This window comes from Pseudomonas sp. PGPR N4 (assembly GCF_059693665.1).
The window spans coordinates 29,540-55,245 of the sequence record NZ_JCAUKV010000002.1 but is presented as its reverse complement, the minus strand read 5'-3'; the positions used below and the strand labels follow the sequence as shown (position 1 = coordinate 55,245).

Annotated in this window: 20 protein-coding genes and 1 pseudogene; 14 read left to right on the top strand and 7 right to left on the bottom strand. The window is 64.3% G+C overall.

Translation table 11 applies throughout. The features are described from left to right. Positions 1 to 618 precede the first annotated feature (618 nt). Entirely contained in the window at positions 619 to 1,956 is a 1,338-nt protein-coding gene (locus AC58X1_RS09930; protein WP_101316090.1) for a diguanylate cyclase, read from the bottom strand. Positions 1,957 to 2,201: 245 nt separating this feature from the next. Between AC58X1_RS09930 and AC58X1_RS09925 the strand changes: the two genes are divergently transcribed. The 4 genes from AC58X1_RS09925 (at position 2,202) to speA (ending at position 6,458) form a co-directional block, all read left to right on the top strand. Continuing rightward, the gene (locus AC58X1_RS09925; RefSeq protein WP_150573731.1) at positions 2,202 to 3,269 is read left to right on the top strand and encodes a DUF2333 family protein; all 1,068 of its coding nucleotides are present in this window, start codon (positions 2,202 to 2,204) and stop codon (positions 3,267 to 3,269) included. A 2-nt stretch (positions 3,270 to 3,271) separates the two neighbouring features. Beyond that, positions 3,272 to 3,808, top strand: a complete 537-nt coding sequence (locus AC58X1_RS09920; RefSeq protein ID WP_101316094.1) for an NUDIX hydrolase — start codon at positions 3,272 to 3,274, stop codon at positions 3,806 to 3,808. 213 nt (positions 3,809 to 4,021) lie between these two features. Beyond that, positions 4,022 to 4,393, top strand: a complete 372-nt coding sequence (locus AC58X1_RS09915) for a translation initiation factor Sui1 (protein WP_101316096.1) — start codon at positions 4,022 to 4,024, stop codon at positions 4,391 to 4,393. Positions 4,394 to 4,544: 151 nt separating this feature from the next. Next, the gene (gene speA / locus AC58X1_RS09910; protein ID WP_101316098.1) at positions 4,545 to 6,458 is read left to right on the top strand and encodes an arginine decarboxylase; all 1,914 of its coding nucleotides are present in this window, start codon (positions 4,545 to 4,547) and stop codon (positions 6,456 to 6,458) included. A 218-nt stretch (positions 6,459 to 6,676) separates the two neighbouring features. On the opposite strand, the gene AC58X1_RS09905 is transcribed toward speA, so the two are convergent. Next, positions 6,677 to 8,014, bottom strand: coding sequence for an MATE family efflux transporter (locus tag AC58X1_RS09905; protein WP_101316100.1), 1,338 nt, complete (start codon positions 8,012 to 8,014; stop codon positions 6,677 to 6,679). Between the two features lie 178 nt (positions 8,015 to 8,192). Here AC58X1_RS09905 and AC58X1_RS09900 point away from each other — a divergent pair, with 178 nt between their 5' ends. Beyond that, positions 8,193 to 13,094, top strand: a complete 4,902-nt coding sequence (locus AC58X1_RS09900; protein WP_497428796.1) for an alpha-2-macroglobulin family protein — start codon at positions 8,193 to 8,195, stop codon at positions 13,092 to 13,094. A 162-nt stretch (positions 13,095 to 13,256) separates the two neighbouring features. Here AC58X1_RS09900 and AC58X1_RS09895 read toward each other — a convergent pair whose 3' ends face one another. Continuing rightward, positions 13,257 to 13,550, bottom strand: coding sequence for a hypothetical protein (locus tag AC58X1_RS09895; protein ID WP_101316104.1), 294 nt, complete (start codon positions 13,548 to 13,550; stop codon positions 13,257 to 13,259). A 59-nt stretch (positions 13,551 to 13,609) separates the two neighbouring features. Here AC58X1_RS09895 and pbpC point away from each other — a divergent pair, with 59 nt between their 5' ends. Further along, on the top strand, positions 13,610 to 15,970 hold the full coding sequence (gene pbpC / locus AC58X1_RS09890) for a peptidoglycan glycosyltransferase PbpC (protein WP_401181193.1): 2,361 nt from the start codon (positions 13,610 to 13,612) through the stop codon (positions 15,968 to 15,970). Between the two features lie 50 nt (positions 15,971 to 16,020). Here pbpC and AC58X1_RS09885 read toward each other — a convergent pair whose 3' ends face one another. Beyond that, positions 16,021 to 16,428, bottom strand: a complete 408-nt coding sequence (locus AC58X1_RS09885) for a response regulator (RefSeq protein WP_101316108.1) — start codon at positions 16,426 to 16,428, stop codon at positions 16,021 to 16,023. Positions 16,429 to 16,480: 52 nt separating this feature from the next. Continuing rightward, positions 16,481 to 16,663, bottom strand: a complete 183-nt coding sequence (locus AC58X1_RS09880) for a Flp family type IVb pilin (protein ID WP_101316110.1) — start codon at positions 16,661 to 16,663, stop codon at positions 16,481 to 16,483. 286 nt (positions 16,664 to 16,949) lie between these two features. On the opposite strand from AC58X1_RS09880, the gene cpaB reads away from it, so the two are divergent. From cpaB to AC58X1_RS09840, 8 genes and pseudogenes are all read left to right on the top strand, one after another. After that, positions 16,950 to 17,885, top strand: a complete 936-nt coding sequence (gene cpaB / locus AC58X1_RS09875) for a Flp pilus assembly protein CpaB (RefSeq protein WP_188035262.1) — start codon at positions 16,950 to 16,952, stop codon at positions 17,883 to 17,885. 18 nt (positions 17,886 to 17,903) lie between these two features. Continuing rightward, positions 17,904 to 19,136, top strand: coding sequence for a type II and III secretion system protein family protein (locus AC58X1_RS09870; RefSeq protein WP_497428795.1), 1,233 nt, complete (start codon positions 17,904 to 17,906; stop codon positions 19,134 to 19,136). Then, a pseudogene (locus tag AC58X1_RS09865) lies at positions 19,133 to 20,321 on the top strand (CpaE/TadZ family protein). Before AC58X1_RS09870 ends, AC58X1_RS09865 begins: the two are co-directional and overlap by 4 nt. Further along, the gene (locus tag AC58X1_RS09860; RefSeq protein ID WP_150571458.1) at positions 20,318 to 21,574 is read left to right on the top strand and encodes a TadA family conjugal transfer-associated ATPase; all 1,257 of its coding nucleotides are present in this window, start codon (positions 20,318 to 20,320) and stop codon (positions 21,572 to 21,574) included. The pseudogene AC58X1_RS09865 and the gene AC58X1_RS09860 overlap by 4 nt, the downstream one beginning before the upstream one ends. Beyond that, positions 21,571 to 22,452, top strand: a complete 882-nt coding sequence (locus AC58X1_RS09855) for a type II secretion system F family protein (RefSeq protein ID WP_497428794.1) — start codon at positions 21,571 to 21,573, stop codon at positions 22,450 to 22,452. Before AC58X1_RS09860 ends, AC58X1_RS09855 begins: the two co-directional genes overlap by 4 nt. Continuing rightward, positions 22,449 to 23,342: a type II secretion system F family protein gene (locus tag AC58X1_RS09850; RefSeq protein WP_188035266.1), complete on the top strand. Its 894-nt coding sequence runs from the start codon at positions 22,449 to 22,451 to the stop codon at positions 23,340 to 23,342. The genes AC58X1_RS09855 and AC58X1_RS09850 overlap by 4 nt, the downstream gene beginning before the upstream one ends. A gap of 11 nt (positions 23,343 to 23,353) precedes the next feature. Beyond that, positions 23,354 to 24,025 (top strand): tetratricopeptide repeat protein, encoded by a 672-nt coding sequence (locus AC58X1_RS09845; RefSeq protein ID WP_150571459.1) that lies wholly within the window; start codon positions 23,354 to 23,356, stop codon positions 24,023 to 24,025. A gap of 49 nt (positions 24,026 to 24,074) precedes the next feature. Further along, the gene (locus AC58X1_RS09840) at positions 24,075 to 24,335 is read left to right on the top strand and encodes a DUF3613 domain-containing protein (RefSeq protein ID WP_101316124.1); all 261 of its coding nucleotides are present in this window, start codon (positions 24,075 to 24,077) and stop codon (positions 24,333 to 24,335) included. Here AC58X1_RS09840 and AC58X1_RS09835 read toward each other — a convergent pair. Beyond that, complete coding sequence (locus AC58X1_RS09835) at positions 24,332 to 25,129, bottom strand: response regulator transcription factor (RefSeq protein WP_101316126.1); 798 nt, start codon at positions 25,127 to 25,129, stop codon at positions 24,332 to 24,334. The genes AC58X1_RS09840 and AC58X1_RS09835 overlap by 4 nt on opposite strands. A 97-nt stretch (positions 25,130 to 25,226) precedes the next feature. Continuing rightward, complete coding sequence (locus tag AC58X1_RS09830; protein ID WP_150571460.1) at positions 25,227 to 25,697, bottom strand: prepilin peptidase; 471 nt, start codon at positions 25,695 to 25,697, stop codon at positions 25,227 to 25,229. Positions 25,698 to 25,706 lie beyond the last annotated feature (9 nt).

The following is a 25,706-nucleotide window of genomic DNA, read 5'->3' as shown; positions in this document are numbered from 1 at the left end:
AATGCACCGCTGCGTCCAGCAAGGGCGCCAGGTAGCGCTGGGCCTGCTCGCTGGTGCTACCTTGGGCGTAGCCAGCCAGCTGTTCGAGAGTGCCGCCCAGTTCGCGTTCGGCCTGCAGCAGCAAGGCTTGCGGATCACCCGCCAGCTTGCCGGCGGCCAGTAGCTGATTGCCGGTGAATGCCTGCAACTCGCCGAGGCTGGGGCGCAGTTGCTCGGCCAGAGCTTCGGGCCAGTCAGCAAGCGCTGCCTGCAACTGCTGGTTGCCCTGCACAGCGGCGGCGTGGCGTACGGCGTCGCCGCTGGCCAGGTAGGCCTGGGTATCGCGCTCGATATGGTTCTGAAACTGCTGCGACAAGCCCAGATAGCGTTCCATCAGCAGATAGGGACGCTCCAGCGCTCGTTGTGACCACCACAGGGTTGCGCCCAGGGCAATGCACACGGCAACGAGCAACAGGGTGTTGAAATTGGTCAACCACTTCAGGCGCATGGCGCAGGCTTCCGGCAGCGTGGAGAGAGGTAGGTGCCTGAAGTTATTGCGATTGCATGACGGGGTGATGACGGAGGAGGGTGCTGCGCTGGACAATTGTGGCCTTTTGCCTTGACCGGGCCTGGCGCCGTTTACGCGGGGTCTACCCGCACCACGCAGTTGCGCCCGGCATGCTTGGCCCGGTACAGCGCTTCGTCAGCGGCACTGGCCATGCTCAGGGCGTCGTGCGCTTGATCCAACTGCACCACGCCGGCGCTGAACGTGCAGTGCAGGTCATGGGGTTGGGCCGGATAGATGATCTCGGCAAAGCGCCGGCGGATCTCGTCGAGCACCTTGTAGGCCGCGCTCAGCGGCGTATTGGGCAGCACAATGGCGAATTCCTCACCGCCGTAACGGCCGATGTAATCGGTCTTGCGCAGGCGTTGCTTGAGGAACAATGCCAGGCTCTTGATCACCCGATCGCCCATGGGGTGGCCGTGGCGGTCGTTGATCTTCTTGAAGTGGTCGATGTCGAGCATGGCAAAGCTCAGCGGCTGCTGTTCGCGGCGGGCGCGGAAGCTGCAGTCTTCCAGCAATTGCAGGATATGCGTGTGGTTGTACAGACCGGTCAGGCTGTCGCGGACCATCCTCGCCTTGAGATGACGCGCGCGCACGGCGCGGTTGCGTACCGTGGTCAGCAGCTGGCGTGAACGCACCGGCTTGGTCAGAAAATCATCACCGCCTTCGCTCATGGCATCGAGCTGCTTGTTCAGGTCGTCCTCGGCCGACAGGTAGATGATCGGCACGCTGACATAGCGGTCATTGTGGCGGATCACCTTGGCCAGCTCCGGCCCGGTACAGTCGGGCATATAGAGGTCGAGGATGATCAGGTCGGGCTGGAAGTCAGCCAGCTCGGCCATGGCGCGGATCGGCTCGGTCAGGCTGCGGGTGATCATCCCGGCGCTGTTGAGCACGCGCTCGGTATGCAGTGCCTGGGTACGCGAGTCGTCGATGATCAGTACTCGAAACGGGTCGTACTGAGTGGCGTTGGTCAGCATCTCGACCTTTTCCAGCAGGCTCGATGCTTCCAGCGTACCGGTCATGAACGCCTGGCCACCGGCGCGCACGGCGGCCAGGCGCGTCGGCGTGTCGGTTTCGTGCAGGCTGAAGAACAGCAGCGGCACAGCCTGATCCAGCCCCAGCTGGGCCTGCGCCGCCAGCAGCAGGCCACAGCCCGGGCCGCTGAAGTCGACGTCCATGACTATCGCCGCCGGCAAGCGCTCGCGCATCGCCGCGCAGAACGCCTCGGCAGTGGCCAGTGCGTGCACCCCCAGGCCAAAGAATTCCAGTTGCTGCGCCAGGCGTTCGGCGCGGTCATGATCCTGCAGCAGGATATACACCGGTTTGCGCAACGGCGGCAGCGGCACCTCGTCGACGTGATCGCTGCTGCGCTTGGCGCGCTCGTGGCTGGGCTGTGGTGACTGGATCATGGCTGACTACTTATTATGGGGGAATGCAGCTTCGATGATGGCTGTATGCTAGCACCACTTCTGCAAGCTGCGCGTGTGCCAGGTCAACATTGCGTCTGGTCCTGTTATTCAGTTGCTGACCGCCCGGTCGCTTATGCGCAAGCCGGTGTCTGCTTTATAGTGGGTCGATGTGGGCTTGCCGTGGCACCCTGGCCGTAGCCTGAGGTCCAAGCTCTGAACCGTCGTGACTGATTAAGGACAATGCCATGCTGGACTGGAAAAACCGTGAGGCCACTGCCGAGCCTCGTGAGCGGCCCGACTCCCGTCGCGCCGCCGCCCGTAGCTATCTTGGCGGCCTCTGGAGCCGCGCTCTTGGGGTTGTGATCGGGCTGTACCTGCTGGTCTGTATCGGCCTTGGCTGGTACTGGAGCCAGGAGCCTGACCTGTTCCCGGTGCAGCAGAATGCCCAGGCCAGCGCCGAGCGCAGCGGGCAGAAGATGGTCATTGGCTACACCACCGTCGAGACGCTGAAAACCGTTGCCGCCACCCTGCTCGACAAGCCGGGCGGTTACATTTCCAACGACCGCTTCCCGCCTGGGCTGTGGATGGACAACATGCCGAGCTGGGAATATGGCGTGCTGGTGCAGGTGCGCGACTTGTCGCGGGCACTGCGCAAGGACTTCGCCCGTTCGCAGTCGCAGTCGACCGAAGACGCCGACCTGGCCAAGGCCGAGCCGCGCTTCAACTTCGACAACAAGAGCTGGATCCTGCCATCGAGCGAGTCCGAGTTCTCTGAAGGCATCAAGTCGCTCGAGCGTTATCAGGCGCGTCTGGCCGCAGGCGACAAAGGCGCGATCTTCTATACCCGTGCCGATAACCTGAACAACTGGCTGGGTGACGTAGCCACCCGTCTGGGGTCGCTGTCGCAGCGGCTGTCGGCCAGTGTCGGCCGGGTCAAGCTGAACAGCACCCTGAAGACTGAAACCGTGGTGGCTGGCCAGGTGCCGCAGCTTGACGAAGAGCTGGTGGAAACACCATGGATGCAGATCGACAACGTGTTCTATGAAGCACGCGGTCAGGCCTGGGCGCTTTCGCACCTGTTGCGCGCCATTGAAGTGGACTTCGCCGACGTCCTGGCCAAAAAGAACGCCACGGTTAGCGTGCGCCAGATCATTCGCGAGCTGGAAGCCTCGCAGGAAGCCCTGTGGAGCCCAATGGTGCTCAACGGTAGCGGTTTCGGCATGTGGGCCAACCACTCGCTGGTGATGGCCAACTACATCTCGCGCGCCAACGCTGCAGTGATCGACCTGCGTCAGCTGCTGTCGCAAGGCTGAGCATGACCATCACCCCGGCCGAGGCTGCCCACCGGGCGGCCTCGGACCTCGAACTGATCGCCTGGGTCGACGAGCATGATCAACTGCTCGGAGCCATGCCGCGTGCACAGCTGCGTGAAGCAGGGCTGATCGGCCGCTGCACGTTCATTCTGCTGTTCAACAGCGCCGGCTTGCTCTGCATCAACCGCCGCTCCCTGAGCAAGGCGGTCTACCCGGGGTACTGGGACGTGGCCGCTGGCGGCATGGTGGCGACCGATGAGAGCTATGCCGAATCGGCGGCCCGCGAGCTGGCCGAGGAACTCGGGGTGACCGGCGTCGAACTGCGCTTTCATGAGCGGTTCTATTTTGACCAGCCGGGCAATCGGCTCTGGTGCGGCGTGTTTTCGGCGGTCTGGGACGGGCCGTTACGCTTGCAGCCGGAGGAGGTCAGCGAGGCGCGCTTCGTCAGCCTGGCGCAGGTCGACGACGAGCGTCAGCGCTTGCCTTATTGCCCGGATTCACTGGTTGCGCTGCAGCGCTATCAGGCAGGCTTGAGCTAGTCTGCGGCCAGGAGTCTGCGTCAGGTCGTAAAACCTGCGCAAAATGGCGCAATCCAGTACTTAGCAAGCGGCGCAATTATCGTTACACTGCGCGCCCTTTTCGGGCTGTCGCAGCTTTTGCGTCAGTAGCGCCGCCCCTGCCAGAGTGGGGCTTCGCGGTCGGCTCCAGGCAACGGAATCGACCAGTTTTTGTCCTCAGCAAGAGGAACAAAAGTGGCCAAGAAAGCTTCTTCCTTTTCCGCCTTGAGCGGTCTCGTTTATTCCACCGATGCCGGTCGGCACTGCCCCGACTGTGGCCAGCCGGCGGACGCCTGTATCTGCAAGCAGCAAGCCATCCCCGAAGGTGACGGTATTGCCCGTGTGCGCCGCGAAAGCAAAGGCCGCGGCGGCAAGACGGTGACCACCATCAGCGGTGTGCCGTTGGCGCTCGAACCCTTGAAAGAGCTGGCTGCCAGCCTCAAGCGGCGTTGTGGCACCGGTGGCGCCTTGAAAGACGGCGTTATCGAGATCCAGGGCGACCACGTCGAGCTGTTGCTGGCAGAGCTGACCAAGCAAGGCTTCAAGGCGAAAAAGTCCGGTGGTTGAATCACAAGGCGATTTTTTCCCCCGAGCTTTCTAAACTCGATTCCGTAACCAGGGTCTACCCCTGGCATGGACGAATCGTCATTTTTCGCTTTTACACTGCCGTCGCCTTGTCGCCAAGGCAGTGTCTTCGACTTATCTACAGGGGACTTGAATGTCCGTACGACGCACACGCAAAGACGATGGTAGCCAGTGGACCGTGGCCGACAGCCGCAGTGTTTATGGCATCCGCCATTGGGGCGCTGGTTATTTCGCCATCAATGAAGCCGGGCGCGTCGAAGTGCGCCCCAACGGCCCCGACAGTGCCCCCATCGACCTCTTCGAACAGGTTGACGAGCTGCGCCAGAGTGGCCTTTCGCTGCCACTGCTGGTGCGTTTTCCGGACATCCTGCAGGACCGCGTCCGCCAGTTGACCGGCGCTTTCGACGCCAATATCGCGCGCCTGGAATACCAGAGCGAGTACACCGCGCTGTACCCGATCAAAGTCAACCAGCAGGAAGCGGTGGTCGAGAACATCATCGCCACCCAGAACGTATCGATCGGCCTTGAAGCCGGCTCCAAGCCAGAGTTGCTGGCGGTGCTGGCGCTGGCGCCGAAGGGCGGCACCATCGTCTGCAACGGCTACAAGGACCGTGAGTTCATCCGCCTCGCGCTGATGGGCCAGAAGCTTGGTCATAACGTATTCATCGTTATCGAAAAAGAATCCGAGGTCGCCCTGGTGATCGAAGAGGCTGCCGAGCTCAAGGTCAAGCCACAGGTCGGCTTGCGCGTACGCCTGTCGTCGCTGGCGTCGAGCAAGTGGGCCGACACCGGCGGTGAGAAGTCCAAGTTCGGTCTGTCGGCGGCGCAGCTGCTGTCGGTGGTCGAGCGCTTCCGCGCTGCCGGGCTGGACCAGGGCATCCGCCTGCTGCACTTCCATATGGGTTCGCAGATCGCCAACCTGGCCGACTACCAGCATGGCTTCAAGGAAGCGATCCGTTATTACGGCGAGCTGCGCTCACTGGGCTTGCCGGTCGACCATATCGACGTTGGCGGCGGCCTTGGGGTCGACTACGACGGCACCCACTCGCGCAATGCCAGCTCGATCAACTATGACATCGACGACTACGCCGCCGTCGTGGTGGGTATGCTCAAGGAGTTCTGCGATGCGCAGGGCCTGCCGCATCCGCACATCTTCTCCGAAAGCGGCCGTGCCCTGACCGCGCACCACGCGATGCTGGTGGTGCAGGTGACCGACGTCGAGAAGCACAACGACGAAGTGCCGACCATCGACAACAAGGAAGCCCTGCCCGAGACCGTGCAATGGCTGGTCGACTTGCTCGGCCCAACCGATATCGAGATGGTCACCGAGACCTACTGGCGTGCCACCCACTACATGGGCGACGTCGCGGCGCAGTATGCCGACGGCAAACTCACCCTGTCGGAAAAGGCCCTCGCCGAGCAGTGCTACTTCGCCGTGTGCCGCCGCTTGCACAACTCGCTCAAGGCCCGTCAGCGCTCGCACCGCCAGGTGCTCGACGAACTCAACGACAAGCTTGCCGACAAGTACATCTGCAACTTCTCGGTGTTCCAGAGCCTGCCGGATACCTGGGCGATTGGCCAGGTACTGCCGATCCTGCCGCTGCACCGCCTGGACGAAGAGCCGCTGCGCCGCGCCGTGCTGCAGGACCTGACCTGCGACTCGGACGGCAAGATCAACCAGTACGTCGACGAGCAGAGCATCGAAACCAGCCTGCCGGTGCATGGTATCAACGAGGGTGAAGACTACCTGCTGGGGATCTTCCTGGTCGGTGCCTATCAGGAAATCCTCGGTGACATGCACAACCTGTTCGGTGACACCGACTCGGTGAACATCTACCAGAACGCCGACGGCAGCGCCTACCACGCCGGGATCGAGACCCACGACACCATCGAGGACATGCTGCGCTACGTGCACCTGTCTCCGGAGGAGTTGATGACTCACTACCGCGATAAGGTCGCCAGCGCCAAGATCACCGCCCGCGAACGCACCCAGTATCTGGATGCGCTGCGGTTGGGCCTGACCCGGTCTTCGTACCTGTCGTCGTAATGTACAAAAGGGGGGGCCGCTAGCGGCCTTTGCTGCGCCTGAGACTTTGGGGCCGCTCTGCGACCTTCGCGGGCAAGCCCGCTCCCACAGGGCTGTATGTGACCCCTGTGGGAGCGGGTTCACCCGCGAAGGGCCGCAGAGCGGCCCCAGCTTTACTCGGCCAGCGCCCTGGTGGATATGGTCATCCTCGAATTGGCCGTTGAAAAGATCGCCCTAAATCACCCCAACCACCGCCCCTCTCGCTGCATCCGCCAGCCAACCCACCCCAGCGTCACCCCGCGCAACGCCATGAACCCAAGAAACGCCAGCCACAATCCATGATTGCCATACCCGCTGGCCATCCACGCCAACGGCGCCGCCAGCAGCAAGCTCAGCAGCATCGCATTGCGCATCTCACGCGCGCGGGTCGCGCCGATGAACAGGCCGTCGAGCAAGTAGCTCCACACGGCAATCAGCGGCAGCACTGCCAGGTACGGCAGGTACGGATAGGCCGCCTCGCGCACGCTGGCGATGTCGGTTTGCAGGTTGATGAACAAATGCCCGCCGAGCAGAAACAGCCCGGCAAAACCAATACTGACAATCAGCGACCAGCCGCCGGCGACTACCAGCGAGCGGCGCAGGGTCTGCCGGTCGCGGGCGCCGATGGCGTGACCACACAGCGCTTCAACCGCATGGGCGAGCCCGTCGAGGGCATAGGCAGTCAGCAACAGGCCATTGAGCAGCAGGGCATTGGCCGCCACCGTCGCTTCACCGAGGCGTGCGCCTTGCACCGTCAGCAGCAGGAACACCAGCTGCAACGCCAGGCTGCGCAGGAAGATATCGCGGTTGACCGAAAGCAGCGGCCGCCAGGCCTGCCAGCGGCGCAGTGCCGCCCAGGCGAGCTGCCCAGGATAGCGGCGTAACGCCGGTCGGGTCAGAGCCAGGCCGAGCAGGGCGGCGCTCCATTCGGAAATCACCGAAGCCCGCGCCGAGCCAATCACGCCCCAGTCCAGGCCCAGCACGAACCACAGATTGAGCGCGATGTTGAGCAGGTTGGTGGTCAGCAGGATCGCCAACGGCGCGCGCGCGTTCTGCGTGCCAAGAAACCAGCCGACCAGGGCGTAACTGGCCAAGGCTGCCGGCAAACCGAGCAACCGAGTGTGGAAGAAATCTTCGGTGGACTGATGCAGCGCCGCACTTGGGTTGATTACCTGCAACGCCAGTTGGCTGAAGGGTAGTGCCAACACCCCGATCAGCGCGGCAAAACCCAGCGCCAGCAGCAATCCCTGCACCAGCACTTGGCGTAGCGCCGCGCCATCGTTGCGCCCGGCGGCCTGGGCCGCGAAGCCCGTGGAGCCCATGCGCAGGAAGCCCATCAAACCCACCATGAAGGTGAACAAGGTCGCGCCCACGGCCACCGCGCCGAGCTGATGCGCATGCGGCAGGTGGCCAATCACCGTGCTGTCGACCAATGCAACCAACGGCACCGAGATGTTCGAGAGGATCATCGGTGCGGCCAGCGCCCAGACCTTGCGGTGGGTCAGGCGGTGGCGCCAGTCGGCGGACAGCGGGGGCATACGGACTCCTGTTGCGATCAAGGCTGAGATTGGCGGGGCGCCGCCGAGGCTATTCTAGCGAGCTGCCCGGCCGCCCGTGCGAACAAGCTCGCAGTTACCACGCGACAGCAGGTAAGCCGCTGGCCGTTGCGCTATAGTTGCAGGCCTCAAGAACACGCTGCCCAAGAGTCTTCTCTCCATGTTCAACAAAGGATTGTTGCTGGCCTGCGCGCTGGCATTGCTCAGTGCCTGTGATTCCTCGTCGAAGGACACCACTGCCGCTGTCGAAAAGCCTGCGGCAACTGCGCCGGCCGAAGCCAAGGCCGCCAAACGGGAAGACCCGGCAGTGCTCGCCAAGCGCTACGCAGGCCGCGAGCTGACCGTGCTCGATGTCTCGGAAACCCAGCTCGACGGCGCCAGCGCGCTGTCGATCAGTTTCTCGGCGCCGCTCGATGCCAAGCAGGACTTCGCCAGCAAGGTGCACCTGGTCGACACCGTCAAAGGCAAGGTGGACGGCGCCTGGGAGCTTTCCGACAACCAGATGGAATTGCGCCTGCGCCACCTTGAACCGCAGCGCAAGCTGGTGCTGACTCTGGACAAGGGCCTGCTCGCGGTGAATGGCAACAGCCTCGCGGCCGAGTCGGTCAGCCGCCTGGAAACCCGCGACATGCAGGCCACCATCGGCTTTGCCAGCCGAGGCTCGTTGCTGCCGACGCGCCTGGCCGAAGGCCTGCCGGTGATTGCCCTGAACGTCGACAAGGTCGATGTCGAGTTCTTCCGCATCAAGCCGGAGATGCTCTCGACCTTTTTGGCCAACTGGGGCCGCAACAGCAGCCTGTACTACTACCAGTCCAAAGAAACCCTGGACATGGCCGAGTTGGTCTACGGCGGGCGCTTCGACCTCAACCCTGCCCGCAACACCCGCGAGACTGTGTTGCTGCCGATTGCCGGGATCAAGCCACTGCAGGAGCCAGGCGTATACCTGGCGGTGATGCGTGCATCTGGCACCTATGACTATTCCCAGCCAGCGACCCTGTTCACCCTGAGTGATATCGGCGTCTCGGCGCACCGTTACCGTGACCGCCTGGATGTGTTCGCCCAGGCACTGGAAGGCGGCAAGGCGCTCAGTGGCGTCAACCTCGAACTGCACGACGACAAGGGCAAGCTGCTGGCTCAGGCCAAGACCGACAGTGATGGCCATGCCCAGCTGCCGATCACCGACAAGGCCGATACCCTGATCGCCACCCAGGGCGTGCACACCACTCTATTGCGGCTCAATACCGCCGCCCTCGACCTGGCCGAGTTCGACATCACCGGGCCGCAGGCCAACCCGCTGCAGTTCTTCGTGTTCGGCCCGCGTGACCTCTATCGCCCGGGCGAGACCGTGCTGCTCAATGGCCTGTTGCGTGATCAGGATGGCAAGCCGGTCAAGGCGCAGCCAGTCAGCGTCGAGGTGCGCCGGCCAGATGAGCAGGTCAGCCGCAAGTTCGTCTGGGAGGCCGATGCCAATGGCCTCTATCAATATCAGCTGCAACTGGCGAGCGAGGCACCGACCGGTCGCTGGCAGTTGCTGCTCGATCTCGGCGGTGGCCGTAAGCAGGTTTTCGAGATCCTCGTCGAAGACTTCCTGCCCGAGCGTCTGGCGCTTGAACTCAAGGGCAGCGCCACGCCGCTGAGCCCCGAGCAGACCGCGCAGATCAAAGTCAATGGCCGCTACCTGTATGGCGCCCCGGCAGCGGGCAACCGCCTCAGTGGCCAGGCCTACGTGCGGCCGCTGCGTGAAGCAGTGCCGGCGTTGCCCGGCTACCAGTTCGGGTCGATCACCGAAACCGAGCTGAGTCAGGATCTGGAGCTGGACGAAGTCACCCTCGACCAGGCCGGCAAGGCCACCATCGACATCGAAAGCCGCTGGAGCGAGGCCCGTTCGCCACTGCAGTTGAGTGTGCAGGCCAGCCTGCAGGAGTCCGGCGGCCGACCGATTACCCGCCGCCTTGAGCAACCGATCTGGCCGGCCGAGCGCCTGCCTGGCCTGCGCGGTTTGTTCGACGGTGAAGAAACCGATGGCGATGGCCCGGTCGAGTTCGAAGTGCTGGTAGCCGACCGCAACGGTGCCAAGCTCGCCGCCGACGACCTCAAGGTGCGGCTGATCCGCGAGCGCCGCGACTACTACTGGAACTACTCGCAGAGCGACGGCTGGAGCTACAACTACAACGAGAAGTACCTGACCCAGAGCGAAGAGACCGTCAGCGTCAAAGCCGGCTCCACCGCCAAACTGAACTTCCAGGTCGAGTGGGGCCCGTACCGGGTCGAGGTTGAAGACCCGCAGACCGGGCTGGTGTCCAGTGCACGCTTCTGGGCCGGTTACCGCGCTCAGGACAATGCCGAAGGCGGCGCGGTGCGCCCGGATCAGGTCAAGCTCGCCCTGGACAAACCGTCCTATGCCGACGGCGCCTCGGCCAAGGTCACGGTCACGCCGCCTGCAGCCGGCAGCGGCTACCTGATGATCGAATCCAGCGATGGGCCGCTGTGGTGGCAGGAAATCGACGTGCCCGCCGAAGGCAAGACCTTCGACGTGCAGTTGGACAAGAAGTGGGCGCGGCATGACCTGTACATCAGTGCGCTGGTGATTCGCCCAGGTGAGCGCAAGGCCAACGCCACGCCAAAACGCGCGGTCGGCGTGCTCCATCTGCCACTGGATCGGACCGAGCGCAAGCTGGCTCTGACCCTGCAGACGCCCGAGAAGATGCGTCCCAAGCAGCCTTTGACGGTCAAGTTCAAGGCTACCGCTGCCGACGGCAGCGTGCCTAAACAGGTGCATGTGCTGCTCAGCGCAGTGGATGTCGGCATCCTCAATATCACCGACTTCAAGACCCCTGATCCTTTCGCCAGCCTGTTCGGGCGCAAGGCCTATGGTGCTGACCAACTGGATATCTATGGCCAGTTGATCGAAGCCGGGCAGGGCCGTCTGGCCAGCCTGGCTTTTGGTGGTGACGCCGCGCTGGCCAAGGGCGGCAAGCGGCCCAATACCACGGTGACCATCGTTGCCCAGCAGAGCCTGCCGGTGACCCTCAACGACAAGGGCGAGGGCGAAGCAACGGTCGATATCCCCGACTTCAACGGTGAACTGCGGATCATGGCCCAGGCCTGGAACGACGAGCAGTTCGGCATGGCCGAAGGCAAGACCGTGGTCGCCGCGCCGCTGATCGCCGAGCTGTCGGCACCGCGCTTCCTCGCCGGTGGTGACCGCACCAGCCTGGCGCTGGATCTGGCCAACCTGTCCGGGCGCGCTCAGCAGCTGACGGTCGAACTCAGCGGCGAAGGCCAGTTGAGCCTGGCGGCCGGCAGTCAGCAGAATGTTGCCCTGGCCGAGGGCCAGCGCAAGACGCTGATGATCCCGGTGCAGGCCTTGGGCGGTCTCGGCCAGGGCACCCTGCGCGTGCGCGTCAACGGCCTGCAACTGCCGGGTGAAGCCGCCAGCAGCTTTGAGCGTGAGTGGAAACTGGGCGTGCGCCCGGCTTATCCGGCGATGCTCAAACACTACCGCGTGGCACTCAAGGATCAGCCGTGGAGCCTGCCGGAGAGCGATCTGGCTGAGTTCGAGCCGGCCGGTCTTGAGGCCAGCCTGGCCCTGTCGAGCCGGCCGCCGCTGAACCTGGCCGAGCAGATCCGTGCGCTCGAGGCCTATCCCTATGGTTGCCTGGAACAGACCACCAGCGGCCTGTACCCGTCGCTCTATGCCGATGCCGAAAGTCTCAAACGCCTCGGTATCAAGGGCGAGCCTGCCGATGTGCGCAAGCGCAAGATCGAGATGGGCATCGAGCATCTGTTGGGCATGCAGCGCTACAACGGTGGCTTCGGCCTGTGGAGCTCCGACAGTGAAGAAGAATACTGGCTGACCGCCTATGTCACCGACTTCCTCCTGCGTGCTCGCGAGCAGGGCTATGGCGTGCCGGCCGAAGCGCTGAAAAAGGCCAACGAGCGGCTGCTGCGGTACTTGCAGGAGCGCAATATGATCGAGGTCAACTACAGCGACAACGCCGAGCACACCCGCTTTGCCGTGCAAGCCTACGCCGCCTTGGTACTGGCGCGCAGTCAGCAGGCGCCGCTGGGTGCCCTGCGCGCAGTGTTCGAGCGCCGTAGCGATGCCCGTTCCGGTCTGCCGCTGGTGCAGTTGGCGGTGGCACTGGACAAGATGGGCGACAAGCCACGTGCTCAGCAAGCGCTGCAAGCGGGCCTGGCGATCAGCCGCGGCAAGGGCTGGATGGCCGACTACGGCAGTGCAGTGCGTGACCAGGCGTTGATCCTCGCCTTGCTCCAGGAAAACAACCTGGCCACCAATCAGGTCGATCAGCGCCTGTTTGCCTTGTCTGACGAACTGGCCGCCAACCGCTGGTTGTCGACCCAGGAGCGCAATGCGCTGTTCCTCGCGGGCCGCGGCCTGCTGGGTAAACCTGAAGGCAAGTGGCAGGCGCGGCTGGACAGCGCCGGCGAGGTGCGCGAGTTCAACAACGTCGAATCGGGGATGAAGCTCGAAGGGCCGTTACTGGCATCGCCGCTGACCTTGCAGAACCAGGGCAGCGACACCCTTTATCAGCAACTGACCCTGTCCGGTTACCCGCGCCAGGCGCCGCCGGCCAGCAGTAACGGTATGGAGATCCGCCGCGAGTACCTGGGCATGAACGGTCAGCCGCTGGATCTGCGCAATCTGCGTAGCGGTGAGCTGGTGCTGGTGCACCTGGCCTTGCGTGCTTCGACCCAAGTGCCGGACGCACTGGTGGTTGACCTGCTGCCGGCGGGCCTTGAGCTGGAAAACCAGAACCTGGCGCAGAGCGCAGCCAGCCTGGACAACGCCAGCAGTGCGGTGAAGGAATGGCGCGAGTCTATGCAGAACGCCAGCGTGGTGCATCAGGAGTACCGTGATGACCGCTATGTCGCTGCCCTGAAACTGGACAGCTACGGCACCACCCATCTGTTGTACCTGGCCCGCGCCGTGACCCCGGGTACCTACCGGGTGCCGCCGCCGCAGGTGGAGTCGATGTACCGGCCCAATCTGCAGGCGGTAGGCGAGAGCCAGGGTGATATGACCGTCAAGGGCCGCTGAGGCGGGCTTTGTGCCTGGCTCGAGATCGCTGGGGCTGCTTTGCAGCCCTTTCGCGACACATGGCCGCTCCTACAAGGACCGCGCCGCCCGGGCGTCACGTGCTCTGTGTAGGAGCGGCCTTGCGTCGCGAAAGGAGGGCGCAGCCCTCCCGGCAATCTCCAGTCAATGAATGATCCAGCTCATGACCCACAAGCCGAGCACCAGCCAGATGATCCCGGCGATGATCGAGGCGCGCATGAACGCGCGGATTGCCGAGTACAACAGTAGCAAACCGACGATCAAGGCGAGGATGCTGACCAGCGAGGTATCCATGCCCAGCGTGCGCGCCAGCCCGTCGATGAAATTGCCGCCGGCATTGGCCAGCAGATTGAACAGCCCGCTCAAGCCATCGACAATGAAGCGGATCACCGCCCCCAGTGCCTGCCCCAGCCATTCAAAAAAACCTTCTACATGCATAGTCGCGTCCTGATGATCATTCCAAGGCTTTGGCCATTACCTGGCCAGGTCGGTTCCCCATGCCAAGCTTAATACGCCCGCGCCATCGTGCGCTGCGTGTATTGCAAACCAGTATTGCCGGTGCACTGCTGCTGGTCGGCCTGCTCTGGCTGGCCGATCGCATCTGGCCGTTGCCGATGCCGGCCGACGACCTTGCCCGGGTGGTCCTGGCCGAGGACGGTACGCCGCTGTGGCGCTTTGCCGATGCCGATGGCGTATGGCGTTATCCGGTCAGCCCCGATGAAGTGTCGCCGCTGTACCTGCAAGCGCTGCTGACCTACGAAGACCGCTGGTTCTATCGCCATCCCGGGGTCAACCCGCTGGCCCTGGCGCGGGCTGCCTGGCTCAACCTCAGCGGCGGCCGCGTGGTGTCCGGCGGCAGCACCCTGTCGATGCAGGTAGCGCGCCTGCTCGATCCGCATGAGCGGACCCTGGCTGGCAAGTCGCGACAACTGTGGCGCACGTTGCAGCTGGAATGGCACCTGTCGAAGCAGCAGATCCTGCAGATCTACCTGAACCGCGCTCCTTTCGGTGGCACCCTGCAAGGGGTGGCGGCGGCCAGCTGGGCTTATCTCGGCAAGTCACCGAAACAGCTCACCCCAGCCGAAGCCGCCTTGCTCGCGGTGCTGCCCCAGGCCCCCAGCCGGCTGCGCCCAGACCGTCATCCGCAGCGTGCGCAGCAGGCCCGCGACAAGGTCTTGCAGCGCCTCGGCGAGTATCAGGTATGGTCGGCTCAGCAAGTCGCCGAAGCCCGAGAAGAGCCGTTGCTGCTCGCCCCGCGGCAGGAGCCGGCACTGGCGCCGCTGCTGGCCCGCAGGCTGAACACGGCGAACAGCCCGCCGCTGATCCGCACCACCCTGGATGCCTCGCTGCAGCGCCGGCTCGAAGACTTGCTGCTGGGCTGGCGCGCGCGCCTGCCGGAGCGCACCTCGGCGGCGATTCTGGTGGTCGAGACACAAACCATGGCCACCCGTGCCTACATCGGCTCGATCGACATCGGCGATGCCCGCCGCTTTGGTCATGTCGATATGGTGCACGCCCTGCGCTCGCCCGGCTCGACCCTGAAACCGTTCCTGTATGGCATGGCCCTGGACGACGGCCTGATCCATTCCGAATCCCTTCTGCAGGATGTGCCGCGGCGCTATGGCGACTACAGGCCGGGCAACTTCTCGATGGGTTTCAGCGGCCCGGTGTCAGCCAGCTCGGCGCTGGCGTTGTCGCTCAACCTGCCCGCCGTGCAACTGCTCGAAGCCTACGGCCCCAAACGCTTTGCCGCGCAGATGCGCATGGGTGGTATGCCGTTGATACTGCCGCCACTGGCCGAGCCCAACCTGTCGCTTATCCTCGGTGGCGCCGGCAGCCGGCTGGAAGATCTGGTCGGCGGTTATGCAGCCTTGGCCCGGGCCGGGCAGAGTGCCCAGGTACGCTTGCAACCGCAGGATCCGCTGCTCGAACGGCGGCTGTTGTCGCCCGGTGCGGCGTGGATCATCCGGCGGATTCTCAGCGGCCAGGCACGGCCCGACCGCGATCCGCACGCCGAACTGGTGCAGCGCCCGCAACTGGCCTGGAAGACCGGCACCAGCTATGGCTTTCGAGATGCCTGGTCGGTCGGGGTCGGCCCGCGCTACCTGATCGGGGTGTGGATCGGCCGCCCGGATGGCACCCCGGTGCCTGGCCAATTCGGCCTGGCCTCGGCGGCGCCGCTGATGCTGCAAGTGCACGACCTGCTGAGCAACCGCGACAGCCAGCGCGGTATTCGCCCACCGGTGGAGCAGGTGCCGGCGTCGGTCGGGGTGGCCGCGATCTGCTGGCCGCTCGGCCAGCCCATGCCGCGCCAGGACGCTAACTGCCGGCGCCAGCGCTTCGCCTGGACCCTTGACGGCACCACGCCGCCGACCTTGCAGGCGGCAGACCAGCCGCTCGGCCTGGGCCTGCGCGACACGGTCTGGGTCAACCCGCAGGGGTTGCGCGTGGATGCCAGTTGCCCAGGTGCCACGGCGCAACAGATCGCGCTCTGGCCTGCGCCACTGGAACCTTGGCTGGCGCGGGTCGAACGGCGCGCGGCCCGGCTGCCGGCAATTGACCCGAGCTGCCCGCCGCAGGTGCCCGCCAGCGCGCCTCCGCTGTCGATCGTCGGCGTGCGCAACGGCGACAACCTGCGCCGCCCAAGGACCAGCAGCGAGCCGTTGCAACTCTATGTCTCGGCACTGGGCGGTGGTGGCCAACGCTGGTGGTTCCGCAACGGCCAGCCGCTGGGCGAAACGTCCGGTCAGGACAGCCTGCTGGTGCGCTTTGAGCAGGTCGGGCGGGTCGAACTGAGTGTTCTCGATGAAAGCGGCGAGACGGCGCGGGTGGAATTTCAGGTGGATGCCGGTGGCTGAGGGCTGATCAGCGTGCCGTACGGGTCATCGAAGGTATATCGGTCGCGGCGCTAGCCGACCGACTGCATGCGTGGCTTGGGGAACAGGTTATCCAGGGTTTCCAGCAGGCGGGCGTGATAGATCGGCTTGCGGAACAGGTCCAGCACATGCAGGCGCAGCAGGTCGCTGACATCGTCCATATCGGCATGCCCGGACATCACGATCACCGGCAGGTGCTGGCGGGCCGTGTGATCGCGCAGGCGTTTGATCAAGGCGATGCCGTTCTCCTCGGGCATGCGCAGGTCGGTGATCACCAGGGCCATGTCCGGGTGTTGGGTGAGCAGCACCAGCGCGGCCTTGACCGAGTTGGCGGTATGGCAGGTGAACCCCTCGTTCTCGAGCAACTCGGCCAGCTCCAGCAGGGCCTCTTCCTCATCGTCGACCAGAAGAATCTGTTGACGCAAGGAAGAAGTCAGCATGGAACGCTCCTGGTCGCTTGAGAGTGCGCAGCAGAATTGAGGGTTGGGCCACTCAACGGGTAATTGCAGTCTGGATGGTCGTCATCAAGGCCGTTACCTGGGTCGATATCGGCGTGACGAACGCCGCCAGCGCTACGGCCACCATCGCCGCGATCACTGCGTACTCGATACCCGAGGCGCCGTCCTTGCTTTCGATAAAGGTTTTGCAGCGGGTATAGATCTTCAACAGCAACATGGCACATCTCCTTGCGCGGTTGGCGCCGGTGGCGGGGCGGCGTGCAGTGATACCCCTTTGCCATCAGAGCATCGTCAAACTGTGCAGACCTGCAAATGTAAGAAGGCGTTAACTACAAAGTATTAGGTTTGAACAGCTGCGCTAAGCCCCTGTTTTTGTTCAGCGTCAATTTGTCGGCTGCAAATCTCCCCCCGTATTCATGGCGAAATAGCCGCTCTGCGCTACCGTGCAATAGCGAAATAGTTACTTTTGGCCATCATGGTTTTCCAGGGACAGGAGAGCGTTAATGAGCAGTCGCTTGACCATGATCCTCGCCGGTCTGTTCCTGCTGGCGGCACTGCTTGCCGGCTATTGGGGGCTGATGCTGAGCCGCCCGGCCGAGCCTGTCGCCGCACCGCCGGTGGTCGAGGCCAGTGCGCCGCCAGTAGCTGCTCCGGCGCCCGTAACCGTTCCGGAGCCTACGCGTTTCCCCATCGTGATCATGGCTCGGCAGGTCCCGGCCAACACCCCACTCACCGCTGAAGATGTGCTGATCGAGCGATTGCAGGTAGTCCCTGCTGGCGCCTTCAGCCAGCTCGACCAAGTGCTCGGGCGCAGCAGCGCGCGCCCCTTGCCGCAGGGTTTGTGGCTGGATGAACAAAGCTTTCAGAGTGGTGGCCCGCTGGCGCGGATGATCCGTCGACATGAGCGCGCCGTCGCGTTGGCGGTAGACGATGTGATCGGTGCGGCAGGGCAGTTGCGCCCGGGGGATTACGTCGATGTGCTGCTGTTTCTGCGCGAAGAAAACAACAACCCACAGGCGTCGGCTCAAGTCGTGCTGCCCGCGCTGCGGGTGCTCAGCGTCGGTGACCAGACCGGCCTGGCCAATGACGGCCGACCTGCGCAAAGCGCCGATGAGCAGCAGGCGCGGCGCGATGCGCTGGGCACGGGTGGCACGCGCACCGTGGCCCTGGCCGTGCCCGAGGCGCTGGCCAGTCGGCTGATGCTCGCCGCCCAGGCCGGCACCTTGCGCCTGGCAGTGCGCAGCGCCGATGAGCAGCTGCTGGCCGGCTACTGGGCCGAGCGCCAGGCCGAGTCGCAGTTGCAAAGCGCCAACCGCGAGCTGTTCCGGTTCAGTCAGTTGTCGCAGGTGCCGCCAGCCAAGGCTGCGCCCAGCGGCGCTGTGGCCGGCATGCAGATTATTCGCGGCGCCCACAACCAAGCGCCAGCAGACACCCCCTGACCCAGCAAGGATGCAGCCATGCGTAGTTCCTCGCGGTTATTCACTCCGTTGTGCCTGGCGTTGACGCTGCTCGGCGCCGCGCCTTGTGCGCAAGCGGCTGACAAAGGCTGTGCCGCGGTGGCCGAGTTGCCCTCGGTGATCGAGATGGACCAAGGCCTGCAGCAGGAGCTGCGTCTGCCGCTGGCCATCAGCCGGGTGGCCGTCGGCGAACCCAAGGTGGCCGACGTGCAGGCCAGCGGCCCGCGCGCGGTATTGCTGACGGCGCTGGCGCCTGGCAGCACCAGCCTGATGCTGTGGACTGCCTGCGCGGCGACGCCGCACCGGGCGATGTTGTTCGTCAAAGGCAGTGCCTCGGTGGACATGGCGCTGCCTTCGCAGGATGAGCAACTGCCGATCCAGGTACAGGCCGACATTCGCTTTGTCGAAGTGCATCGCAGCAAATACAAGGAAGCCGGCGCGCGGTTGTTCTTCAGTGGATCGAACAACAGCCTGATCGGCTCGCCAGGCAGTGTGCCAGGCGTCAATGTCTCGCCGGGCAACGTGCCGGTGGCGCGGCCGCTGATCCCGCTCAACGACAATGTCTTCAACATCGTCTGGGGTGGTGGCAGCAGCCGCTTTCTGGCAGCCATCAGCGCGCTGGAAAACAGCGGGTTCGCCTACACCCTGGCCCGTCCCAGCCTGACCGTGCTCAGCGGCCTGACCGCAAGTTTTCTCGCCGGTGGTGAAATCCCCATCCCGGTGCCGAGCGCCGGCAGCGACAACGTGTCGATCGAGTACAAGGAGTTCGGCGTGCGTCTGGCGCTGACGCCTACGGTGATCAGCCGCGATCGCATCACCCTCAAGGTGGCACCCGAGGTCAGCGAGCTGGACTACAACAATGCCGTGAATATCGCCGGTACCTTGGTGCCTGGGCTGAGTGTGCGGCGTACCGACACCAGCATTTCGCTGGCCGATGGCGAGAGCTTCATCATCAGCGGGCTGGTCAGCAGCAATACCCGCTCCTCTGTAGACAAGCTGCCAGGACTCGGCAACCTGCCTGTGCTTGGTGCGTTCTTTCGTCAGTCGGCACTGGTGCGTGAAGAGACCGAACTGCTGATGATCGTCACCCCCCATCTGGTCCAGCCCCTGGCCGCCAACGCCCGACTGCCGGAGCTGCCCGGCGAAAGTATGCGGAGTTACGACCCCAGCTGGGGCCGCTTGTTTTTCATGGAAAACGGCAACTTCGACGGCCGTAGCGGGTTATCACGATGACTGACAGCCTCAACCAGACCTATCTGGCGATCACCCGCAATGAAGAAGACCTGCACTGGTTGCAGGGCGCCTTGGCACCGCTCGGCCAGGTCATCGGCGCCAGCGGCGGCAGCCTCGATGAACTGCTGGCACTGGTCGACGTGACCTTCAGCAACCTGGTGTTCATCGGCCTGGACCGTGAGCAGTTGGTCAACCAGTGCGCGCTGATCGAAGGCGTACTCGAGGCCAAGCCGATGCTGGCCATCGTTGCCCTTGGCGACGGCATGGACAACCTGCTGGTGTTGCACGCCATGCGCGCCGGAGCGCGTGACTTCGTTGCCTACGGCTCGCGCTCGAGTGAAGTTGCCGGGCTGGTGCGGCGCCTCGGCAAACGTCTGCCGGCGGTGTCCAGCAACCCCAGCCTGGGCGGCCTCACTGTGCTTTATGGTGCTCAGCGCGGCGCTGATGGGGCCTTGCTCACCACCCATCTGGCGCGGGTAGTCCAAGACAGCGGCCAGCAGACCCTGCTGCTCGACCTGGGCCTGCCGCGTGGCGACAGCCTGGCGCTGCTCGGGCTGGAAGCCTCGTTCTTTTTTGGCGACGCCTTGCGCCACCTGCGGCGCCTCGACACCTCATTGATCGACAGCGCCTTCAGCCGTGACAACAGCGGTCTGCGCATTCTGGCCTACGCCGACACCGACGAGCCCTTGCGTAATACCAGCGCCGCCGAGCTGTACATGCTGCTCAGCGCCCTGCGCCAGCACTTTCAGCATATCGTCGTCAACCTGACCGGGCAGGCCGACAGCGAAGCCCTGCGCACCATCATCAGCCACTGCGACAAGCTGATCGTGTATACCGACCAGAACATCCTCGACTGCCGGCGCAACCTGGACGTGCTCGATCAATGGCGCGACCGCGGCATCAAGCTGGAGCACGCCAGCCTGCTGGTCGACTGCTACCTGCGTAACCTGGCGCCGGATGCCGATGCCCTGGCCAAGCGCTATGGCTTACCGCTGCTCAAGGCACCCGTACAGCCCGGAGCTGCGCCTGAATGCCAAGAATCAGGGCTTGAGCCTGTTCGAGCTGGCCCCGCGCGAGGCCCTCACGCAAGCCTTGCACAGCCTTGGCGAGCGCCTGGCGCATCGCTCCGAGAGCCTTGAGCGACCGACCCTGACCTGGCTGCGCCGCCTGTGGTGGAGCAAATGAGCGGCGACGAACTGTTCGGCGGGCCACGCCATGCTGCAGCTGAACCGCAGGCGCTCAAGCGCGCCCTGCACCGGCATGTGATCGACAGCATCGAAGACAGCGGCCGTAGCCTGCTCGAAGGCGCCCGGCCGGCGCTGACCCAGTTCGTCTACGAGCAGGTCGGCGACTATGTCGCGCGCCTGCGCCTGGCCCTTTCGCGTTATGAAATGGAGCGCATGGCCGAGGAACTGGTCGATGAGCTGACCGGATATGGCCCGCTGGAGGTGCTGCTGCGCGACCCCAGCGTGACCGAAATTCTGGTCAACGGGCCGCACCGGGTATTTGTCGAACGCGCCGGTTTGCTGCAATTGACCGACCTGCGCTTCATCGATGCGCAGCATGTCGAGCGGGTCATGCAGCGCATTCTTGCGCCACTCGGGCGGCGCCTGGATGAATCATCGCCAATGGTTGATGCGCGCCTGCCGGATGGCAGCCGGGTCAACGCGATCATCCCGCCGGTGGCGCTGGATGGGCCGTGCCTGTCGATTCGCAAGTTTCGCAGCGACATGCTCAAGGGCGCCGACCTGCTCGCCACTCGGGCCATCGACCAGGCCATCTTCGACTTCCTCGAACGGGCGGTGGGCCGGCGCTGCAATATCCTCGTCAGCGGCGGTACCGGTACCGGCAAGACCACCCTGCTGAATATCCTCAGCCAAATGATCGCACCGCAGGAGCGTCTGGTGACCATCGAGGATGTGGCCGAACTGCAATTGCATCACCCCCATGTGGTGCGCCTGGAGACGCGCCCGCCGAATGTCGAAGGGCATGGCGAGATCAAGTCCAGCGAGCTGATCCGCAACGCCCTGCGCATGCGCCCGGACCGCATTCTGCTTGGCGAGATCAGGGGCGGCGAAGTGCTCGACGTGCTGACCGCGATGAACACCGGGCATGACGGCTCGATGAGCACGGTGCACGCCAACACCGCCCAGGACGCCTTGCTGCGGCTGGAGACGCTGGTCGGCCTGAGTGGTCGGCAGATTGCCGAGAAGACCCTGCGCCAGATGATCTGCGCCGCGCTCGACGTGGTCATCCAGCTGACCCGCCTGGCCGATGGCCGGCGCTGTGTCAGCGAGGTGCTGGAAGTGGTCGGGGTGCGCGACGACGTCTACGTCACCAACACCCTGTTCCGCCTCGACCGGCGCGGCGGCGATGTGTTCTTGCGCGATGCGCCGAACCCCGCCGGGGCCAAGCTGCGCAACGACGGTGTGCTGTGAGCGGGGCGCTGCTGCTGGCCCTGTCGCCCCTGCTGCTGGGGGTGGCACTGCTGCTGTTGCGCCAGGGCCTGTACAAGCGCGGCGAAGAGCGCACCTTGCTGCGCCTGGGCCGCGCCTTTCGCGCCGTGCACAGCAGCAAGGCCCGCCGTGACTGGTTTGATCCACTGCTGCAACGCGCAGGTTTCGACACCGCGCAGTTCAACCCCAAACCGTGGCTGCTGGGCTGGCTGGCCGGGGTGATCGTCGCGCAACTGGCAGCGGGCTGGACGGCGGCACTGATGCTTGCGCTGAGTGTGCCTGTGCTGGGTCGGCTGTACCTGAGCTGGCGTTATCGGCGCCGGGTGCGTTTGATCATCGAGCAACTGCCCGGCCTGCTCGACTACAGCGTGCGCAGCCTCAAGGCCGGCCGCACGCTCAATGACGCTGTGCTCGGCGGTATCGATGGTACGCGCGAGCCGTTGAAGTCGGCCATGCAGCGGGTGCGCCGCAATGTGCGCCTGGGGGTGAGCCTGGACGTTGCCGTGAGCGAGCTGGCCGAGCTGTATGACCAGGCCGAGCTGCGCCTGTTTGCCATGGGCCTGCGCATCAATCAGCAGTACGGCGGCAATGCCAGCGAGTTGATGGAAAACCTGATCAAGTTGATCCGCGAGCGTGAGCAGGGCGCACGCCAGCTCAAGGCAATGACCGGCGAAACCCGCGTGACGGCATGCATTCTCGGCGCGCTGCCGCTGACCATGGTCGGCTATTTCTTGCTCGGTAATCCCAGTTACCTGCTGGGCATGTGGCGCGACAGTCAGGGCCAGATGCTGTTGTTGCTGGCATTTGCCCTGCAGTTGCTCGGCTGCCTGGTGTTGTGGCGCATGATGAGGAGCCTGTGAGCGCGGCCTGGCTGCTGTGCGCGCTGTGCCTGTTGGCCGGCTGCGGGCTGCTGGCTGCGCAGTTGCTGCGCCGGCTGCGCACGCGCTTGCTGATTGCCCGGCGCTTGCAGGGCCAGTTGGCGCGGCAAGAACGTTTTGGTGACTGGCTGCAATGGCTGGGTAGCAGTGGCCTGGGCCGGCGCCTGCAAAAGCTCGATGGCGAAACCCAGACCTTGCTCGATCGCCTGGGCTGGCGCCGCAGCCGCCAGCGCGCACTGTTTGCGGCGGTGCAACTGGGTCTGCCGCTGCTGGCGGTGGTGCTGGCGCTGCTGCTGCAGCATGGCGTGGACGGGGTTTGGGCTGGTCATTGGCTGGTGCTGCCGCTGTGCGCGTTGGGCCTGGGTTATCTGCTGCCTAAGCGATTTCTGGCGGTGGCCGCCGCGCGTCGTCAGCAGCGGATCGCCCACGAAATCAGCTTGCTGATCCCGTTGCTGCGCATCCTCTTCGAGACCGGGCTGACCGTCGAGCAGGCGCTACGGGTGTTGAGCCAGGAAGGCCGCACGCTGGTGCCGCAGATCAGCGAAGAGTTGCGCCTGATTCTGCAGCGGGTCGACTCCGGTCTGACCCTGGCTGGCGAGCTGGAGAAAACCGCTAACCTGCTGGCCGTCGACGAGTTCAGCGACACCTGCGTGATTCTGCGCCAGCTGCTGGTACAGGGCAGCGGTGCGTTGAAGTCACTACTGGCACTGAAAACCCTGCTCGATGACCGGCGCCTGACACGCCTGCAAGAGCGTGTATCGAAGATGTCGGCAAAGATGTCGGCAGTGATGATGGTGTTTCTGTTTCCGGCCTTGCTGATCGTGCTGGCGGGGCCGGGTTTGACTGCGTTGGCACGGGCATTGGGCTCGTGAGGGGAGGGCTGATGAAGCGATTGATGGTACTGCTGGGCGTGCTCGCCCTGAGTGGTTGCGCCGGACAAGCGCCTGGCGGCCTGGCACAGATGCTCGGCAGCGGCGGTTGCGCCAAGCCGGACGCTGACCAGCAACTGGCGCTGAACCTTGCCGATGAAATGCTCAATGAAGGCCGCCCGCACGCGAGCCTTGCGCACCTGCAGGAGCTGCCTGACAGCCTTGCCCAGGTGCGCCTGCGCAAGGCCAAGGTGTCGCGCCTGCTTGGTCGCAGCGAAGCCGAGCCGTTGTACCGCAGCCTGCTCGGCGGCTGCCTGGCGGCCGAGGGCGAGCATGGTCTGGGCCAGTTGGCCTCGGCCCGCGGCGATGATGTGCAGGCGCTGCAGAACCTGCAGCGTGCCGTGCGCCTGGCACCGACCGATGAAAAGGTGCGCAATGACCTGGGCGTGGTACTGATGAATCTGGGCCGGCATGAACAGGCCCGCTTCGAGTTTCTCACGGCGCTGGAACTCAAGGACGACAACCAGTTGCCGGCAGTCAACCTGGTGACCTTGTCGCTGCTGCAGGACAACTGGCAGCAGGCGGCTGATCTGGTCGCTCGATTGCGCCTCAAGCCGCAGCAGTTCGCCGAGGCCCAGGCGCGGGCCAAGCAGTTGCAGGCCATTGCGCGGGCGCCACTCAGCTGATCGCCAACGCCAGCGGCGCTGGCAACCGGCCTATATGGAGACAGTCGTCATGCTCAAATCGTTGATCCTGCTTGCCTGCATCGCCTTCCCAATTGACGCGTTGGCGGCTGAAACCACCTATCCGCCGCCAGCCGAGACTGCCACCGAAGCACTGCTGCGGGTGCAGTCGAGCAATCAGCAGGCGTCGAGCAGGCCCCAGCAGCAGACTGCTCGCGAACGCGACCAGTCCATGCAGCGCTGGCTGGACAGCTACAAGTATCAGATCCCGGACTTCTTCCGCTGGGAGAAGGTCAGCTCCGAGAAAAACTAGTGGGTCGTGAAGCGCTGGTGCAGTGGTGACATACGCGGCGTCAGGGCCAGCGCCAGCTGGGTGCGGTTGTGCATGTGGGTCAGGCGCAGCACCTGCGAGACGTACAGCTTTACCGTGTTCTCGGTGATGCCCAGCTCGCAGGCAATCTGGTAGTTGGTCTTGCCCTTGCTCACCAGCTTGGCCACTTCCATCTGCCGTGGCGACAGCTTGTCGAACACTGCCGGCAGCTCGCCCTCGCTTTCCGGCGCATCGCCAGCGCGGCGGTGCACACCCTGGCCACGGGCCTTTTCCAGGTCCTGATAGAGGTCATCGATCGAGTCGGCCAGATACTGCAGACGCTCATTCAACGTGCCCAGCTCGCGGAAGTTGCGCCGCCGCTCCAGCAGGGTCTGCTCCAGCCGGCGTACCCCCGTCAGCAACTCGTTCAGGTCCATGGGTTTCTGGTAGTAGTCAGCAAAGCCTTCGCGCAGGGCGCGGATGACGTCCTGCTTGTCGGCGCGGCCGGTCAGCATTATCGCCTCGAACATGCGCTGGCGCCCGGCCTGCTCCTTGAGTGCGCGCATCAGTTCGATACCATCTCGTTCTGGCATGTGCAGGTCACTAAGGATCAGGCCGATGCCATCGTCGGCCTGGAAACGCTCCAGCGCCTCAGCCGTCGAGTGAGCGGCAAAACAGACATAGCCTTGCTCCTCGAGAAACTCACATAACTCTTCGACGATTATCGGCTGGTCGTCGACTACCAGTATTTTTACCTCGCTTACCGATTTGCTCACGATCAACTCCCTGTTCAACATGTGCCGCTCCAATGCCAGACCTGCTCGTCCTATAGAAAGTAGGCTGACCTCGTGATTATGTACAAAGGCTGTACAACTTATGCGACAGCAGGTCGCGCTATTGGATCCATACAGATGCCAGGAGGAAGCCGACCAGCACGTAAGGGGCAAATGGCTGCTTGTCGCCAACCTGTTCGGCGAGGATCTGCAAGCGTTTTTTCACTTTGGGATTGAGCAGGCTCCACAACCGCCGACGTGTCAGCAGCCAGAGCAACACAGCCACGCCGGCGCCGATGAAGGTGCCGAGTACGTAGTAATGACTGGTGGCCAGAGCCAGGGCGCCCATCAGCTTGACGTCGCCCGCGCCGAAGCGCCCGAGCATATAGCCGGGCAAGGTCAACAGCATGACGATGGCCAGGGCCCAGCCGGCTTCACTGGCATCGGCGCCGATCCAGCTCTTGCCGGTGGCGAACAGCCAGGCCAGGGCGCAGGCAGCCACGCCCAGGGTGAGCGTGTTGGAAATCTGCCGTTCACGGACATCCTGTTCAGTACACAAGGCCAGCCACATCAAGACAACTATGCTGTGCATTGGCAAATC

What these genes read in the sequence shown, in the direction of transcription:
- AC58X1_RS09930 (WP_101316090.1), bottom strand. Translation starts at nt 1,956, where the DNA reads ATGATCCAGTCACCACAGCCCAGCCACGAGCGCGCCAAGCGCAGCAGC.
- AC58X1_RS09835 (WP_101316126.1), bottom strand. Translation starts at nt 25,129, where the DNA reads ATGTTGAACAGGGAGTTGATCGTGAGCAAATCGGTAAGCGAGGTAAAA.
- AC58X1_RS09905 (WP_101316100.1), bottom strand. Translation starts at nt 8,014, where the DNA reads ATGCCCCCGCTGTCCGCCGACTGGCGCCACCGCCTGACCCACCGCAAG.
- cpaB (WP_188035262.1), top strand. Translation starts at nt 16,950, where the DNA reads ATGAGCAGTCGCTTGACCATGATCCTCGCCGGTCTGTTCCTGCTGGCG.
- AC58X1_RS09840 (WP_101316124.1), top strand. Translation starts at nt 24,075, where the DNA reads ATGCTCAAATCGTTGATCCTGCTTGCCTGCATCGCCTTCCCAATTGAC.
- AC58X1_RS09860 (WP_150571458.1), top strand. Translation starts at nt 20,318, where the DNA reads ATGAGCGGCGACGAACTGTTCGGCGGGCCACGCCATGCTGCAGCTGAA.
- AC58X1_RS09880 (WP_101316110.1), bottom strand. Translation starts at nt 16,663, where the DNA reads ATGTTGCTGTTGAAGATCTATACCCGCTGCAAAACCTTTATCGAAAGC.
- speA (WP_101316098.1), top strand. Translation starts at nt 4,545, where the DNA reads ATGTCCGTACGACGCACACGCAAAGACGATGGTAGCCAGTGGACCGTG.
- AC58X1_RS09900 (WP_497428796.1), top strand. Translation starts at nt 8,193, where the DNA reads ATGTTCAACAAAGGATTGTTGCTGGCCTGCGCGCTGGCATTGCTCAGT.
- AC58X1_RS09920 (WP_101316094.1), top strand. Translation starts at nt 3,272, where the DNA reads ATGACCATCACCCCGGCCGAGGCTGCCCACCGGGCGGCCTCGGACCTC.
- AC58X1_RS09885 (WP_101316108.1), bottom strand. Translation starts at nt 16,428, where the DNA reads ATGCTGACTTCTTCCTTGCGTCAACAGATTCTTCTGGTCGACGATGAG.
- AC58X1_RS09925 (WP_150573731.1), top strand. Translation starts at nt 2,202, where the DNA reads ATGCTGGACTGGAAAAACCGTGAGGCCACTGCCGAGCCTCGTGAGCGG.
- AC58X1_RS09845 (WP_150571459.1), top strand. Translation starts at nt 23,354, where the DNA reads ATGAAGCGATTGATGGTACTGCTGGGCGTGCTCGCCCTGAGTGGTTGC.
- AC58X1_RS09895 (WP_101316104.1), bottom strand. Translation starts at nt 13,550, where the DNA reads ATGCATGTAGAAGGTTTTTTTGAATGGCTGGGGCAGGCACTGGGGGCG.
- AC58X1_RS09830 (WP_150571460.1), bottom strand. Translation starts at nt 25,697, where the DNA reads ATGCACAGCATAGTTGTCTTGATGTGGCTGGCCTTGTGTACTGAACAG.
- pbpC (WP_401181193.1), top strand. Translation starts at nt 13,610, where the DNA reads ATGCCAAGCTTAATACGCCCGCGCCATCGTGCGCTGCGTGTATTGCAA.
- AC58X1_RS09870 (WP_497428795.1), top strand. Translation starts at nt 17,904, where the DNA reads ATGCGTAGTTCCTCGCGGTTATTCACTCCGTTGTGCCTGGCGTTGACG.